A 16,308-nucleotide genomic window follows, 5' to 3' on the forward strand; every position below is an offset into this window, starting at 1 on the left:
GTCCTCAGAACCCCGCGTTTGCGGGGTTCCTGCGGAGATAGCCTGCGCAGAAGCATTCTCCTTTTAAGTGGGCGGCCTGGGTTGTTGGGAGGGGCCGCTGCGGTATGCTCTGGCGGCTGGTCCTCGGGGCCGCCGCCGGGACAACTCAGGATCAAAGAAAATGCGTAGATTCCATCAGAAATGGGCCAGATCACGGATCCTGGAACCAGGAACAGTTTCGAAACAGCTGCCGGGGCACTGTTTTTTTCGCCGCATTTGTATTATAATGAATCAATAATAGTTGATAAAAGTTTAATTGTTGAGGGAGGTAGCTAATGAAAGCGTTATTGTTAAATGGAAGTCCAAGACAAGGAAATACTTGCGCAGCACTGGAGGCTTTGACGAAGGGGCTGGAGCATATCCAGGGGATGGAAATTGAGGAAGTGAAAGCTGCGGAAGTATCTGTGGGACCGTGCATTGCCTGTGAATGCTGTGGAAGCAGTAGCCACTGCACATTCGATGATGATACCAATCAGATTGTAGATGCGGTAGCGGCGGCGGATATCATCGTTTTTGCTACACCGGTTTACTGGTGGGGCGTAACGGCACAGCTGAAAACAATTATCGACAAATTTTACTGCCAGTCTCAAACGCTGCACGATTTAAAGAAAAAAATCGGTGTAATCGTGATCGGAGAAGCTGAGCAGGGCGACGCCCAGTATGAGATCATTCCCAAGCAGTTTGACTGTATCTGCAATTATCTGGGTTGGGAAATCGCTTTTTCCAAGACCTATACGGCAGCAGCGCCCGATGATTTATCAAAATCCGCGGATGCGATGAACGAATTGGAATCGCTCTGGAAACTGTTTTAACAAAGAAATTTGAAAAAGGGGCATGTCACATCATCAAATGAGTGATGAATGTAATATGCTCCTTTTTTGTACACATTCTGCTAAGTTTGTTGGAAAGAGAATGATCCGTAAAACTCCATATTCTAGGCGTCTTGACTCAGATCGGGAAAATTTTATTAAAATGCTACGTTTTTTAACAAAGCCCAGGGTTTGTGAACCTGATCTTGAAAAACTTCATACATACAATCTTAATACTTTCATCACAATCCCATAAGAGATCCATAAGCTTGCCTTAAAACAAAGCAAGCTGACCTCTGTTACAATTTACTTGTAGAAAAAAAGTGTGTGAGAAAGAAGGAACAACCCATGGGGAGAAAACGGTTGACGGAAGTTTTTCCGTGGACACTGCCAATACGAAAAAAACAGAAAACCCTTTGCTATCAAAGCCTGAAAGTGTGCTGCCTGCCAAACAGGCAGAAGAAGGAGAGAAGACAAAATGAATAACAAAAAGAAAATTGCAGTATTGTTCGGAGGTCGCTCATCGAAACATGAAATTTCTATGCAATCCGCTTTCAGCGTGATTAGCAGCATGAACCGATACTGATCGGCATTACCAGAGAAGGAAAATGGGCGCAAAAGGAGGGATACCCTCTATTCGTAAAACCGGCGGCAGAAGGATCTTCCGCCAGAGTTGACCTCTTTCTCACGCCGGACGGAGAAATTATTTTTAATGAAGTCAACACCATTCCCGGATTTACAAATCACAGCCGGTATCCCAATATGCTGAAACATATCGGGCTTTCTTATGAAGATATCATTGAACGCCTGATCGAGACGGAGGTGGGAGCATGAAAACGGTTATGACCGGCCTTGTGCTTACCCTTCTTTAAAACTAAGCAAAACAAACGTATTGGGCGGAATGTCCAGGTCCAGCCTGGGATCAAGCTGGCATTTCAACTGAAAAAACTGGGTTTCCCCTGAAGCAGCGCGCCAAATGTGCTCCTTCAGGGGTTTTGTTATTTCCTGTGGGCTGCCTAGAGCCTCCAGCATTGCTGCGGGGCTGTGTTCCTTGCCAAAGCGCTGCTCGATCACTTGAACATCCCCTTGGAAATTATGAAAATGCAGGTGGGTGCTGAGGGCAAAGGCAGCATCTGTCTGATAGAGCAATATGAAAAGATAGGGAGCATGGGACACCAAAAGATATTGCTCCCGCCTTTCACAGATGCTCCCGCGAAGCCCTGCGAATAACGAATAGATGGTATAATAGGGGCTGGGAAGGCCATCATTGGTAAAAAGGGCGCAGGACTCACCGAAGAGCCGGATGGAAGGGTCGGGATCCTCCAGAATCGATGCAAACGCTTCTGAGATAGTGGCAGCGGGAGTATTGCGCAGATCCGGCGGTGTCTGCCAGATCTCCGGCTGGATTTGCGCAGGTAAAAGATCGGATAACAGTGCTTCTCCGCACGGAACCGCCTGCAGCGCACCGGCAGATATCCCCAATGCCTGCGGGGCCAGCGGCCGGAGCTTTTCCCAGCAGTAACCGAGGCGCGCCAAATCGCCGACAGAATCGACAAAGATGCGCAGTGAAAAATTACTCTGGAAGTCTCCGAAGGAAGAAGCCCCTGTCCGCACCGGGAGAAACATGTGGTGGGATGCGTGGTTTTGCACCTTGCTCCGCTGCTTTGACTGAAAGGCGTTCAGATAAGGCTTTAAGAGAGCAAGGGCCTCCGTTTGGCTGTAATCCTTGTGCAAGGCTCTTTCGCACAGCTGGAGCTGTTTGCGGTATTGGGACGGGGTCAAATGATGCCAGGTTTTAAAACACTTATTAAAGTATGAAGGGGAAGAAAAACCGCAGAATTCGCTGATCTGCGTCAGAGTCAGCTTGTTTTCGGCGAGAAATTTTTCTGCGTATTCCACCCGTACATAATTGAGGAAATTCTGAAAGCTCAGGCCGGATGTTTCCTTGATCAGATGGGAAACGTAGTAGGGGCTCAGATGCTCCAATTCGGCCAAGTCATCCAAGGTAATCTTTTGGTCGTAGTTGAGATAGATATATTTAATGATTCGGTACAGCCGGTCCAGATCGATGGAGTTCACCTCGTTATGGCTGGTTTTAAACTGATTATCCTCAATGAAAAAACCCTGGAACTGATTGACCATCAAGAAGATGAACTGGTGAATTTTTTCCATGAGCAGCTGGCTATTATCCTCCCTGGAGGCGGTCAGCGTCATGATTTCCGCCAGATGGTGCCGGAGAAAAGCTACTTTGTTCTGCAGCTGCTGGTGGCGGGAGGTCGATTCTCTGGCGCATTCTTCACAGGCAAAGATCATAAAGTCAATGTTGGGATAAAGATCATTGAAAAACTCCAGATCCACGTACATAGTCAGCATGAGAACATCCTCTGACGATTGGTCGATCCGGTGAAGATCCTCCGTATCGACGATAATCACATCGCCGGCTGACAGCTGATACTTCTGGTGATGGATCCGGTAACTGGCCGTGCCCCTGAGAATGAGAGCCATCTCCATTTCTCTGTGATAGTGGGGCGGCTCCTTTGCCACATTGGAAAAACCAATGGCAAAGGGCAGATTTTTTTCATAATTGATTTGCTCCGGTAACATAGGAAGGACCTTCCTTTCCTGGTAAGCTTAACATAAATATTCAAAATCTTCAAAGCAAAAACAACAGATCTTGCGAAAAAAAACCTCAAAACTTGCAAGCGTAATAATTATAATTTTCTGAAAATTATGTGCTTTTATGGCAAGGAACGTATATTTGTTATTTCTTTAACGGCTAGAATAAAAGATAGAGAAGGAAAGAAAGACAAATGAGGTGAATATTATGAAAAAGATTTTAATTTTAGGTGTCGGAGCACAAGGATCAACTGTGGCACAGCGCATGGATGAAGAACCCAATGTAAGTGAAATCATCTGTGCCGACTACGATGAGAAAGCGGTAAGTGAACTGGTGGGTATCCTGAAAAAAGGAAAAGGTATGAAAGTGGATGCTTCTGACATCGAGAGCATCAAAGCTGCCGCCGAGGGCGTAGACCTGATCGTGAACGGACTGCCGCTCCAGTTTGGTAAAAACGTGCTGGAAGCAGCTCTGGCTGTTAAGACAAATTATCAGGATTTTGCAGCTACCGAATCCATCCATAAGGACTGGGTGGAAGGAATTAAGATCATGTACGACGAATATGGAAAACGCTTTAAAGAAATCGGAAAGACGGCAGTCATCGCCACAGGATCGGCCCCTGGCCTAATCTGTGCTGCTGCCAGACGTACCATGCAATACCTGGATACCTGTGATACCATTTATAATATTGTCTATGAAGGAGTTGAGGCAAAGCGGTTTTTACCATTCTGGTGGTCCCCGGTGACGGCCTTAAGCGATATGGGCGGTATCCCCAATGCTTTTGAAAACGGCGAGATGATACAAACAGAGCCTTTCGGACGGCCGATTTATCGAACATATGACTATGTGGGCAAAGAAATCCGTTTTGTGGAGCACGACCACGATGAACCGGTACATATGGGACTGAACGCAAAAGAATTTTTTAAAGGGGCAAAGAATATTTACTTTAAGTACGCCGGCTCAGGCGTGACCTTCGCAGAGCCGATCTACCGGGCAGGGCTGTTATCCAAAGTGCCGGAGGAAATCGATGGGCAGCAGGTAATCCCGTTCAATGTGGTTTTGAAGCACATTCCGCCTGCACCGAAGTACAGAGACGAGATAAAAGAGATCATTGAAGAGGGCCTTGTAACGGACTCCGGGGCAATGGTGGTGGAAGCTATCGGTGAAAAGGATGGAAAAAAAATCAAAGTGGAAACCCATGTCTTTGCTCCCGGATTAAATGAATCCTTTAAGCGGGCCGGCATCACGTCAGAGATGTATCTGACCGGACAGGGAGGCGCTCTTTTCACAAAGATGTTTGTGGAGGACAAATTTACACAGACTGGACTCATATCATCCGACATGCTGACCTTTGATCAGGTGGATTATTATTTTAAGTGCGCGGAAAAATTAGATATTACCCTCGATACAAAGGTTACGGAGCTGAAATAGCTCCTCAAAGAAGTTAGGAAAGGAGCACACTGCTATGAAAGATCAACATCAGCCGAAGGTAAGAAGCGGCGTAAAAGATGTGGTGAAATCCAAAGTGGGGGTTCTGCCAGTTGTGGGAATGTTCTATGCGATTTGCTGCGCAGGGGCTTACGGTATTGAAGAGATGGTGCCGGAATGCGGGCCAGGGCTGACGATTGTTTTACTGCTGATTATTCCAATTGTCTGGGCGTATCCATACGGAATGATCTGTGCGGAAATGGGTGCTGCCAGGCCGGTAGAAGGCGGATCCCTCATCTGGGTAAAAGAAGCACTGGGTGAATTCTGGTTTGCGATTATGGCCTTTAGCAATGTGATCTGGAGCTTGGTGTGCAATACCGTATATGTGGTTCTGGCTATCAGCTACCTGGGGATCTTTGTAGAGCTGACTCAGGTAGAGGCATATCTTTTGAAACTGCTGATGATCGTGGTATTTTTTATCATCAATGTTTTGGGCATAAAAGAAGTGGGCGTTGTCAGCACGATTATGTCCATCATCATAATTTTGGCCTTTGCGGTAGTAGCTGTCGTCGGCTTTATGAACTGGAATCAGAATCCAATGGATCCCTTTGTACCTGATGACGTAGGCGTTTTGGAAGGCATCGGCGCAGGGCTTGCCATCGGAATCTGGATGTATTCGGGCTTTGATGAGATGTCTCTGCTCGCAGGAGAGATTGAAGGCGCCAACCGGGTTATTCCCAAAGCTCTGATGATTGTAATTCCGCTGATTTCTCTGACCTATATACTGCCCACATTGGCTGGAATCGCATCCATCGGGAATTGGGAAGAATGGACGACAGAGTCCGGTGGTATCGGTTATACGACTGTTCTTACAGAGAATGTTGGAGTGGGATTCGGCGCAGTCTTTATGGTTGTGGCGATCATCGGTCAGTGTTCCATTTTCAATGTGTGCCTGGCTACAGGCTCCAGGGGCATTCTAATTTTATCTGATGAACACCTGGGACCTCAATTCTTTGCCAGATTGACGAAGAAGAAAGGATCGCCCTATGTGGGACTGATTATTGTTGCTCTTGTCAGTGCAATTTTAATTCCCTTCAGCTTTTCGTTCCTGGTAGTGATCGATGTGTTCTTTATGGTAATTGTATCGGCGCTGACGGTCATTGCGGCGATTATTCTGAGGAGAAAAATTCCCAGAGAAGAGGTACCCTTCAAGATACCGGGAGGAACGCCGATGCATGCACTGATGTGCACCTGCGTTCTCATCATCTGTGTACTGACCACATTGCTCAACGGTACCGATTGGTTCCTGGGAGGACTTTTATGGATTCTCATTGTTCCCATCCTTTATATCCTGTGCAAGCGGAAGTTTGGCGGCTTGACCGTTAAGGAGCCGGAGCAATACCCGATCAACCCGCGTACCAGACTGGGTCCTTTGGATCTGCATAAAGCCGGATACTTATATATGGGAATTGGCATATATGCCATACTTGCCAGATGGTTCCTCCAGTGGTATGAAGGAGCAGACGCAGCAGAGTATTACCTTGATGAATGGGGCAGCGGCTTGTTCAGCGACTTCCCTCTGATGCTCAATGTAATAACTCTGACCGGTATGATCGTCTTTATAGTCGGCATTCTCTTCTATCTACTGGGGAGAAAGCTGGAAAAACAATAATTTCCTTCCGCCCGCTACTGCCAAGTTACACAGCGGACGACAGGCTTTATGAATAGGCGCTTCCCCTGACAATGAAAAGGCTGGGGGAAGCGCTTGTTTTTTCGGAAACCTCTTGACAAACGCAGAATAAATGCGCATAATAAAACTATAAAGTTTTAAAAAAACTCGCCGGTACTCGTCCGCAAGGCAGAGCAAGGGGGAGTTTTTCTTTGGGAGGAAAACATTCATGGATTTAAAAAAACAGCATATTCTGGAAGCTGCGGCAACCCTATTTATGGAGAATGGCTATCCGAAGACATCCATGCAGGATGTTGCCGAAGCCTGCAATGTTTCAAAAGCAACGCTTTATAAATTCTTTAATTCCAAGGAGAGTCTGGGAATTTTAGTCGTCTTTTATCTGACGGATCAAATGATGCAGAAGGTGGAAAAGATCACAGAAAATAAGGACCTTTCGCCTAAGAACATCCTGCGGGAGAGCATTATCGCCCGAATGGACCGGTTTGCAGAACGCAACCGGTTTATGGATGAGTTGCTTTTCTCTTTGACCCAGGATCAGCGGGAGAAATATCTGCCGGCTGTCAATAAGAGCCGATTTGACATCTTTGAACAGTTCTCCGGCATCATTAAGAAGGCATTCTCTTTAAAGAGCGAAACAGCGGCAGGAGAGCTGACTCTGAATCTCAACGGACTCATCAAGGAAATCACCTTCGTGGCCGGAGAAGATGTGATTGACCTGGATGAAAGGAAGATTGCCGACTTTATGGTTGACAGCCTGGAAGCGATCCTGGAGAAAAGGAAGGGCAAGCGACCGCTGATGACAAAAGAACAGCTTGCAGCTCTGCGCAAAGCCTTCAGTGATGAGGAAAAATGGCTGCAGCCAGTACTTAAGAAAAAACGGCTGATTCATTCTCTGAGGGGAACGCTGGATGATTATGAAAAAAACGGCAAGATTCTCAACTTGAAGGAAGCAGAATCGCTGATTAGCCAATTAAAAAAATTAGAAGAAAGCGAGGAATCATAATATGGTGGAAAAAAACGTAACAAACGGGAAGCCGGACCGCTACATGTTAATTATTGGCATCATGCTGTCGGGAGCCTTCATTGCTGTACTCAACCAAACCGTCCTCTCTCCGGCCCTGCCCAGCATTATGAGGGATCTTTCCATAACGGCTGTAGAAGGCCAGTGGCTGACCACGGCTTTTATGCTGGTTAACGGTATCATGATCCCCATAACCGCCTATCTGATCAACCGCTTCACAACCAGACAAATCTTTCTCAGTTCTATGATCCTGTTTACCGCAGGAACTGCTTTGGCAGGATTTTCGAAAGGTTTTTTGCTCCTTTTAGTAGCCCGCATTCTACAGGCAATGGCGGCAGGGGTTTTGATGCCCATGATTCAGACCGTTATTCTGCTCCTTTTCCCCAGGGAAAAGCGGGGATCAGCCATGGGAACCGTGGGAATCGTCATCGCCTTCGCTCCGGCCGTGGGTCCTACTTTGTCGGGATGGGTCGTGGATGTCTGGGGCTGGAACAGCATCTTTTTAATCATTGCGCCTCTGGCAGCCATCGACGTGATTCTCGGATTCGGGCTGCTAAAGAATGTAGGTGAGACGAAGAAGCTCAAGCTGGATCAGCGCTCGGTCATATATTCAACATTGGGATTCGGCGGGCTGCTCTACGGGTGCAGCTCTGCAGGAAGCTACGGATGGGCCCATCCCATGACTTTGGCTCCACTGGTAGTAGGCATCGTGTTTTTGGCAATCTTTGTCAGGCGGCAGATGAGGGCAGAGGCGCCGCTTTTAGAGCTGCGAATTCTAAAGACTAAAATCTTTGCCTACTCTACGATCATTGCTATGATTATCAATGCCTCTTTGATCGCAGGTACGATTATCACGCCCATCTACTTGCAGAATGTGCTTCATTTTTCCGCCCTTCAATCGGGTCTGATTATGCTTCCGGGCGCGGTGATTATGGGTGTCATGAGTCCGATTACCGGGAATCTGTTCGACCGTTTCGGGCCGAGGGGAATTGCCATTACCGGGCTTGCGATTATGACTGGATTTTCCTTCTTCTTTGTGTTTATCGATGAAACCTGGATTTTTTCACATTTGTGCATCATTTATACGGTGAGAATGTTCGGCATGTCCATGGTCAATATGCCCCTTACCACTTGGGGACTCAACTCCCTGGACAATAACATGATCGCCCACGGCAGCGCCATCAATAATACGGCTAGGCAGGTAGCGGGATCCATCGGAACGGCTATCCTGATTACGATTATGGCTATGGTGACGGCACTGAATCAGAGCGCCGGAGAACTTGAGGCTACGCTGCGGGGAATGCATGCTGCTTACGGCGTGGCTGCATCTTTGGGTGTAATCGCGCTGATTATGGCCATCCTCTTTGTGAAAAAAGAAAAACGCACCGATGATATCTTTTGCGACTGATTCTATGTTAAAATAAAAGAAAAGAACAGGAGGCAGAACAATGGAAAAGCATCATGTGATAACCATAGGCAGGCAGCTGGGAAGCGGCGGCTCAGACATGGGAAAGGCGATTGCGAAGCACTTTGGTTTTAAATACATAGACAAAGAGATTTTGGTCAAAGCGGCGGAAGTGATGAATATGACGGAAGAAAATCTGGCATACGTAGATGAAAAGAATACGACTGTTTGGACGACGCTGGCCCAGACCGCGGTGTATGAAATGCCCTATATCGCAGATGAATGGTATGTGCCCACCAGCAAACAGCTCTTTGACACACAGACCAAGATCATGCGGGAGGCGGTGGAAGAGGGTCCATGCGTTATCATCGGCAGATGCGCGCCTTATCTGTTCCGCAACTATGAAAAGCACGTCAGCATCTTCCTGCAAGCTGATCTGGAACCCCGGATGAAGCGTTTGGAAAAAACTCTGGGCAAACCAGTACGCGGAGATAAAGGTCGAAAGCTGATGGAAAAGGAAGACCGGGAGAGGGCGAGATATTATAATACCTTCACCGGAAAAAAATGGCTGGATTTGCGGGAATACGATTTTGTGCTGGACACAACGCCTTTTACCGATGAACAGATTAAAGAACTGTTAGTCCATTATATTAAGGTGCGGTTTCCAGAACTGTAAGGTTGACGCATTGGAACCAATGGGATAAAATAAATAGGTTACAGACAAAGGAGAACCTATGATTTATTTGGATAACAGTGCGACAACAAGACAGCATGATCGAGTGACTGAGGTCATGGTGCAATATATGCGGGATGATTTTGGAAACCCTTCTTCGCTATATAATTTGGGGATCACAGCGGAAAAGGCGGTTAAAGAGGCTCGGAAACAACTGGCCCGGGCCATGGATCTGCCGGAGGGCAGCCTGTATTTTACGTCCTGCGGCACAGAAGCGGACAATATGGCCATCTTCGGCGCAGCCTCGGCCCAAAGAAGGAGAGGCAGCCGAATCATCACCACCCAGGTGGAGCATCCGGCTGTGCTGGAGGCATGCGGCCGGCTGGAGCAGCAGGGTTTTGACGTGATCCGCATCCGCGTGGATCAGGACTGCCGCCTCGATCTGGATCAGCTGAAAGAGGCCATCAATGAGGAAACCATACTCATATCTGTCATGCAGGTGAATAATGAGACCGGCGCCATCATGCCCATCGATGAAATTGCAAAAATGAAGCAGAACGCTTTTTTGCACACGGACGCGGTACAAGCCTTTGGCAAGATCCCTTTAGCAAAATGCGCAGACTTGGTTACTGTCAGCGGCCATAAGATTCACGGACCAAAAGGAATCGGCGCGTTGTGGATCAAAAAAGATGTGCATATTCCTGCTTTTTTCGCGGGCGGAGGCCAGGAGTCGGGCATGCGGTCGGGCACGGAAAACGTTCCTGCCATCGCAGGCTTGGGCGAAGCCGCCGCGCTTTTGTCCGAAGAAGGTTCGGTTAAAGAGCTCAGAGACCGGCTGCTTTCAGGCATTCGGGACGAAATCAAGGATATTCGTGTCAACAGCCCGGACGACGGCTGTCCCTCTGTGTTGAATATATCCTTCCTGGGAACCAGGGCGGAAGTTCTTTTGCATACCTTGGAGCAGGACGAAATTTATGTTTCAACCGGGTCCGCATGTTCTTCCAATAAAAAAGGACAGAGTCACGTACTCAAGGCCATGGGCCTTTCCGACCGGGAAATTGAAGGAGCAATCCGATTCAGCTTTGGCAAGTATAATACGGCCGAGGAAATGGACCAAGTGGTGGACAAAGTGAAAAAGGCGGTAAGCCGTTTTCGCAGACTGGGCAGCTTCCGGTAAGCCACGCTGACAAAAATAGATAAGGAGAAACCATGAATCAGGAACACATTTTCATCGTGCGCTGCGGAGAAGTGGCGCTGAAAGGGATGAACAAACCATATTTTGAACGCATGCTGGCAGAACGCATCCGCAAGCTTCTTAAACGAAAGTTTGAACGCTTTGACGTGAAACGCCACGAAGGTCTTATTTTCGTCCGGGCAGATCAGCAGTATGATAAGGACGCCATTATCAAGGAAATTTCCAAGGTATTCGGCGTAGCTTCCATCAGCCCGGCCGTGGAAACCGAATCCAACCTGGATGCCATCGGAGAAGCCGCCGTGGCATATATGGAGGAACTGATCGAGGAGAAGGGAATCAAGACCTTTAAAGTCAACGCTAAACGGGCGGACAAGAGTTTCCCCGTAAAATCCCCGGAGATCGGCCGCATCATCGGCGCCAAAATCCTGATCGGCTGTAAAGTGCTGAAGGTGGATGTCCACGATCCTGACTGTCTGCTTTTCGTCGATGTGAGACATGATAAATCTTATATCTACCAGGACAAAATTGCTGGTTTCGGGGGGCTGCCTCTGGGAACCAACGGCAAAGGAATGAGCCTGCTCTCCGGCGGCATCGACAGCCCGGTGGCAACCTGGATGATGGCCAAGCGGGGAATGCTCATTGAGGCGGTTCACTTTCATTCTTACCCTTATACCAGCCAGAGAGCCCAGGAAAAGGTGGAAGATTTGGCAAAGATCGTCGCCACTTATTGCGGACGCTTTAAAATGCATGTAATCAATCTGCTGCCAATTCAGGAGCAGATTGTTGAACATTGCCCAGAAGAAGAAACAACTATTCTGGTACGACGATTCATGATGCGAATTGCTGAACAGGTGGCCCGCGAGACAGGCTGCGGGATGCTGATTACCGGGGAAAATTTGGGACAGGTAGCCAGCCAGACCGCAGAAGCGCTGGTGGTTACCGATGCTTCCGTACAGATGCCGGTTATGCGGCCGCTGATTGCCATGGATAAGGTGGACATCATGGATAAGGCCAGAGAGATCGGTACCTATGAAACGTCCATCCAGCCTTATGAAGATTGCTGCACCGTATTTCTGCCAAAACATCCGGCGACCAAACCAAAGCTGGAACGGATTCTGGCATCGGAAAGCAAGTTGAACGCAGAGCAGTTAATCGCAGATGCGGTCGCATCCCGCGAAACAATCGACATAAAACCAGAATAATCGCTAAAAATAGAAGAATTTCCTCCTTTTCTCTTAAGGACAAGCTGCAGGACACGTACTATAATTGAATTGTACGCTGCGGTTAGAGAAAGGAGGATTTTTATATGCATTTAAAATTTCAGATGACCGACAATATTCTCATTGCTTCGGCGTTCGGTGAACTGGATCATCACAGCGCCGGAGCAGTGAGAGACGAGATAGATGAAACGATGGAGGCCTTCCAATGCTGCCACTTGATCCTGGATTTTGCAAAAGTAACGTTTATGGATAGTTCGGGTATCGGCGTAGTGCTGGGCAGGTACAATAAAGTGACGAAAAAAGGCGGCAGGATTTTCCTGGCCGGTTGTTCGGACTTTGTCGAAAAGATTCTATACATGGCGGGAATCTTTACAGTTGTGGACAAGCAAAAAAACGTAGAGGATGCCATCTGTCTTATTAAGGGACAGGAGCAGCTGCAGATGGAGGTGACGCTCAGTGGAGAATAGAATGAAGATTGAATTTGCTGCCATGGCGCAGAATGAAGCCTTCGCCAGGTCGGCAGCAGCGGCTTTTGTGGCCTGCATGGATCCGACCATCGAGGAACTGACGGAAATAAAGACAGGCGTATCGGAAGCAGTCAGCAACAGCATCATACACGGATACAAGGAGGATTCCAGCGGGACCGTGGAACTGGAGTGTCAGATTCGTGAAGGGGGAAAGGTTGTGATTGTGGTGCGCGATCATGGCGTTGGAATTGAAGATGTGGACAAGGCAAGAGAGCCCATGTTCACCACAGGGAGAACAGAAGAACGATCTGGAATGGGCTTTACGGTTATGGAAAGCTTTATGGACAGATTGGAAGTAGAGTCTCGGGCCGGAGAGGGAACGACGGTGACGATGACCAAGCAGCTTGACCTGAGCGATGGCATCTAAATATGTGCCGGTAAAAAAGGAAGATACATACGCGCTAATAAAACGAGCTCAGCAGGGTGATGAAGACGCCCGGGAGCAGATCGTAAATCAAAACACTGGACTTGTAAAAAATCTAGCATTGAAATTTACCGGCTCCGGTTATGAACTGGATGACCTGCTGCAGATCGGATTTATGGGCCTTCTCAAAGCCATCGACCGATTTGACACAGGGTTTGACGTTATGTTTTCCACCTATGCCGTTCCCATGATCCTGGGGGAAATCAAGCGGTATATCCGGGATGACGGAAAGATTAAAGTCAGCCGTCAGCTGAAAATGGATATACGAAATTTAAAGCGAATAAAAGAAGAGTATTATAACAAGAACGGGACCTGGCCCAAGTTGAGCTATCTTGCAGAGGAAATGGAGCTGCCGGTTGAAAAGATTCTGGAGATTTTGGATGCGGGCGAAGCCTTGTCCAATGTGGAAAGTTTGGACAACAGTGAAATTTCCGAGGGCTATCGGGAGAAAAAGATCAGTCATATTTCGGAAGAAGAGAAAAACATCGATATGATCGATTTGAAAATGATCATCGGTACTCTGTCGGATCGGGAAAGACAGATTATTGTGCTGCGGTATTTTAAAGATATGACCCAGCAGCAGATCGCAGGCAAAATGGGGATTTCCCAGGTGCAGGTCTCGCGTATCGAAAAAAAGGTTCTCAAAAATTTGAGAGAAAAAATGGCAGAAACCGTCTAGGATCGAAGTTTGATACCTGGATGGTTTCTGCGGGCAAACGTTAATCGGCAGAAAACCATACGATAACTGCGCGGACAACGTCGAATTGGGAAAACTTGTCCGCAGATGGATAAGACTCAAGAGGCGGAGCCGCGCCTTCATCGGCATCGGTTTTGGCTCGGGCCGTCATGTAAACGGCGATTTCTTCATCCGGCTTGATTGGCACAGGTTTATCAATCGTGGATGCAACCAGACCGTCGTCGGGTGACAGTTTTGCAAGGCCGGTAACTTCACTGCTCAAAGATCCGCCTTCTTTATGGGATGAGGCGATGTGCGCCGTACGCCCTTCATCACCAAAGGTCACTAAAAGCTTGCCATTGAACTGGTCAAATTGGGAGTCTCCCGACACATCTTCCCATTTGCCTGTTTTACTTCGGTATTCCATAATTTTCACATGGAGCGTTGTTAGAGAGTCATCGACTTGATACGCGATCAGTCCGGTGCCGTCCGTGCCGTCCAGTCCGGCCATGGAAAGAAGATCCGCTTCATCAGTCGTCAAAGGTTTGGGACCGATTTCCATCTTTCCTGGACCTGCAGTCTTGCTTTCTTCTCCGCTGTTACCGGATCCACAGCCTGCCGTGGACAGGATAAGCAATAAGATGAACGAAACGATCAAAATCCGTCTTTTCATAATTTAATTCCTTTCTAAATAATCCTAATCTGACAGGCTTTCATAGCCTTCAGCGCGTTTTCATGGCTTTTGGGGGTCACTCCGGCGCAGCAGGAGCTATCTACTGTTACAGGTATTTCCGGAAGAAATGCCTTAATCATCAGAGCGTTGGAAATCACGCAGATATCGGTACATAGTCCCACCAGCTCGATTTCGTCAGGGGCGTTTCCCGCCCGTTCCAATTCCATCATCATGATTCCCAGATCTTTTGAGCCAAAGGTTTCTTTTTCAATCACAGGTGCATCCTGCGGGCGAAAGAGGCTGGCGCAGATTTCCCAGCCATCGCTTCCCTTGATGCAGTGGGGGACCGGCAGGTTTCGGCCTTCCTGGGTCTGCAAATAATCTTCGCCGTGGGTATCGGCGGTAAAGATGACCAGATCGCCTCTGGCATCGTATTCTTTAATTTTCTTGTTGACCGGTTCGACAATTTTTTCGGCTTCCGGGGTTCCCAGCGCTCCGTCGATAAAGTCTTTTTGCATATCGACAACAATCAGTAATTTACTCATTGATAACCTCCCTGTTTCTTTGTTATGAAAATCATATACCAGAAAGCCTTCTTTCGCAATGAAAATTTGCTATAATGAAAAGATGAGGTGAAGGAAGAATGAAAATGAAAGGATTGGTGCTTGTGGTGATCCTGCTGGTCACAATGGTCGGATGCGCCGCGGGCCGGGAAGAACAATACATCGATGTGAACGGGGTCAGTTTGGCCTATGTCCGGCAGGGAGAGGGCGAGCCTTTGATCCTGCTCCATGGAGGCGGCGGAAGCGGCCGCAGCTTTGATCATGTGATCGACAGGCTCAGCGAAACGTTTACCGTATATGCCATAGACAGCCGGGGGCAGGGGAAAAGCAGCGCTGTGGGCGAATACAATTATCAAGATATGGCGGATGATGCGGCGGCTTTTATAAACGAATTGCAGCTGGACCATCCGGCTCTGTACGGGTTCAGCGATGGCGGGATCGTCGGTTTGATCCTGGCGTCTCAGCATCCGGTTTTGCTGTCAAAGCTCATGGTCAGCGGCGCCAATGCGGATCCCAGTGGTATTGTAGATGAGGACCGGGCGGCCATGGAGAGAAGCTATTCCGCCACCGGAGATGGACTTTTGAAAATGGAGTTAACCCAGCCCCATTTGACTGTGGAGGATTTGAATCGGATCCGCATCCCTGTGCTGGTGACAGCCGGAAGCGATGATATGATCAAGGAATCCCATACCCGATTCATTGCCGAAAACATACCCGGCAGCCGCCTGGAGATTCTCCAGGGAGAAACCCATACCAGCTATGTTCTGGAAAGTACTCAGGTTGCCGATCTGATTGAGGATTTTTTAAAGAAATGAGCGGATGGCCTGCCAGTGGTCTGCTAGTTTGTCTAAGGTCCAGGCGGCGTTGGCCGGGCTGGTGGAAGGCAGTTTGACCGCCGGCCTGCCAGTGTGCGGCTGGCAGTATGTTTCATAAAGTTTATGGGATTTGGCTCCGTTGCAAAAAATCTGTGCAACAGGTGCTGCATCTAAAATTCTGGACAGGTCGTTTTGCACCACATTGCGGATGGTGCTGTCGCTGGAGCCTGCGATTTCACAAGAAGCGATTACGTCCCATACAGCGATGTTATTCTCAAGCAGGAAGGCTTTTTTCTCGTCAATGGTCTGGGGCACCGGATGACCTAACACCTGGGCCAGCACCTTCCAGAAACGATTCTGCGGGTGGCCGTAAAAAAACTGGGCTTCCCTGGATTTGACCGAGGGAAAGCTGCCCAAAATCAGAATTTTGGAATGGGCGTCGTATACGGGCTCGATGTTGTGAACCTGGGGAGTTGTTTTTGCTGTCTGCGCCATGAGGGGCTCCTTTCTTTGGAATGAATTGCCTAATAATT

16 protein-coding genes and 1 pseudogene are annotated in these 16,308 nt (G+C 48.2%); 13 read left to right on the plus strand and 4 right to left on the minus strand.

All coding sequences use genetic code 11. From position 1 onward, the window contains the following. Positions 1-314: 314 nt before the first annotated feature. Together LG211_RS02930 and LG211_RS02935 are read left to right on the plus strand one after the other, a co-directional pair. On the plus strand, positions 315-851 hold the full coding sequence (locus LG211_RS02930; protein WP_148396751.1) for a flavodoxin family protein: 537 nt from the start codon (positions 315-317) through the stop codon (positions 849-851). A gap of 663 nt (positions 852-1,514) precedes the next feature. Continuing rightward, positions 1,515-1,682: pseudogene (locus LG211_RS02935) on the plus strand (D-alanine--(R)-lactate ligase); the annotation flags it as partial. Positions 1,683-1,706: 24 nt separating this feature from the next. Here the strand turns inward: LG211_RS02935 and LG211_RS02940 are convergent. After that, a complete protein-coding gene (locus tag LG211_RS02940; RefSeq protein WP_269476974.1) occupies positions 1,707-3,452 on the minus strand; it encodes a helix-turn-helix transcriptional regulator in 1,746 nt (581 codons plus the stop codon). A 220-nt stretch (positions 3,453-3,672) separates the two neighbouring features. Between LG211_RS02940 and LG211_RS02945 the strand changes: the two genes are divergently transcribed. The 10 genes from LG211_RS02945 to LG211_RS02990 all read left to right on the plus strand — a co-directional run bounded on the left by LG211_RS02945 (position 3,673) and on the right by LG211_RS02990 (position 13,727). Next, on the plus strand, positions 3,673-4,896 hold the full coding sequence (locus LG211_RS02945) for a saccharopine dehydrogenase family protein (protein WP_269476975.1): 1,224 nt from the start codon (positions 3,673-3,675) through the stop codon (positions 4,894-4,896). A 34-nt stretch (positions 4,897-4,930) separates the two neighbouring features. Further along, positions 4,931-6,565: an APC family permease gene (locus LG211_RS02950; RefSeq protein WP_148396747.1), complete on the plus strand. Its 1,635-nt coding sequence runs from the start codon at positions 4,931-4,933 to the stop codon at positions 6,563-6,565. Positions 6,566-6,791: 226 nt separating this feature from the next. Continuing rightward, positions 6,792-7,586, plus strand: coding sequence for a TetR/AcrR family transcriptional regulator (locus tag LG211_RS02955; protein WP_148396746.1), 795 nt, complete (start codon positions 6,792-6,794; stop codon positions 7,584-7,586). A 1-nt stretch (position 7,587) separates the two neighbouring features. Then, on the plus strand, positions 7,588-9,012 hold the full coding sequence (locus tag LG211_RS02960) for an MDR family MFS transporter (RefSeq protein WP_253019348.1): 1,425 nt from the start codon (positions 7,588-7,590) through the stop codon (positions 9,010-9,012). A 40-nt stretch (positions 9,013-9,052) separates the two neighbouring features. Further along, complete coding sequence (locus LG211_RS02965) at positions 9,053-9,685, plus strand: cytidylate kinase-like family protein (protein WP_148396744.1); 633 nt, start codon at positions 9,053-9,055, stop codon at positions 9,683-9,685. Between the two features lie 58 nt (positions 9,686-9,743). Further along, positions 9,744-10,859, plus strand: a complete 1,116-nt coding sequence (locus tag LG211_RS02970) for a cysteine desulfurase family protein (protein WP_269476976.1) — start codon at positions 9,744-9,746, stop codon at positions 10,857-10,859. A gap of 32 nt (positions 10,860-10,891) precedes the next feature. Continuing rightward, positions 10,892-12,079, plus strand: a complete 1,188-nt coding sequence (gene thiI, locus LG211_RS02975) for a tRNA uracil 4-sulfurtransferase ThiI (RefSeq protein ID WP_148396742.1) — start codon at positions 10,892-10,894, stop codon at positions 12,077-12,079. Between the two features lie 104 nt (positions 12,080-12,183). Beyond that, positions 12,184-12,564 (plus strand): STAS domain-containing protein, encoded by a 381-nt coding sequence (locus tag LG211_RS02980; protein ID WP_148396741.1) that lies wholly within the window; start codon positions 12,184-12,186, stop codon positions 12,562-12,564. Position 12,565: 1 nt separating this feature from the next. Further along, positions 12,566-12,991, plus strand: a complete 426-nt coding sequence (gene spoIIAB / locus LG211_RS02985) for an anti-sigma F factor (protein WP_265333419.1) — start codon at positions 12,566-12,568, stop codon at positions 12,989-12,991. Continuing rightward, positions 12,981-13,727: a sigma-70 family RNA polymerase sigma factor gene (locus tag LG211_RS02990; protein ID WP_148396739.1), complete on the plus strand. Its 747-nt coding sequence runs from the start codon at positions 12,981-12,983 to the stop codon at positions 13,725-13,727. Before spoIIAB ends, LG211_RS02990 begins: the two co-directional genes overlap by 11 nt. 40 nt (positions 13,728-13,767) lie before the next feature. Here LG211_RS02990 and LG211_RS02995 read toward each other — a convergent pair whose 3' ends face one another. Together LG211_RS02995 and LG211_RS03000 are read right to left on the minus strand one after the other, a co-directional pair. Continuing rightward, a complete protein-coding gene (locus LG211_RS02995; RefSeq protein WP_148396738.1) occupies positions 13,768-14,397 on the minus strand; it encodes a hypothetical protein in 630 nt (209 codons plus the stop codon). 14 nt (positions 14,398-14,411) lie between these two features. Then, the gene (locus tag LG211_RS03000; protein WP_148396737.1) at positions 14,412-14,942 is read right to left on the minus strand and encodes a cysteine hydrolase family protein; all 531 of its coding nucleotides are present in this window, start codon (positions 14,940-14,942) and stop codon (positions 14,412-14,414) included. A 98-nt stretch (positions 14,943-15,040) separates the two neighbouring features. Between LG211_RS03000 and LG211_RS03005 the strand changes: the two genes are divergently transcribed. Next, positions 15,041-15,775: an alpha/beta fold hydrolase gene (locus tag LG211_RS03005; RefSeq protein WP_227754838.1), complete on the plus strand. Its 735-nt coding sequence runs from the start codon at positions 15,041-15,043 to the stop codon at positions 15,773-15,775. On the opposite strand, the gene LG211_RS03010 is transcribed toward LG211_RS03005, so the two are convergent. After that, positions 15,764-16,270 (minus strand): DNA-deoxyinosine glycosylase, encoded by a 507-nt coding sequence (locus tag LG211_RS03010; RefSeq protein WP_253019350.1) that lies wholly within the window; start codon positions 16,268-16,270, stop codon positions 15,764-15,766. The two genes, LG211_RS03005 and LG211_RS03010, sit on opposite strands and share 12 nt — an antisense overlap. Positions 16,271-16,308: the final 38 nt, after the last annotated feature.

Source organism: Hominibacterium faecale, assembly GCF_020734085.1.
GTDB classification, from domain to species: Bacteria; Bacillota; Clostridia; order Peptostreptococcales; family Anaerovoracaceae; genus Hominibacterium; species Hominibacterium faecale.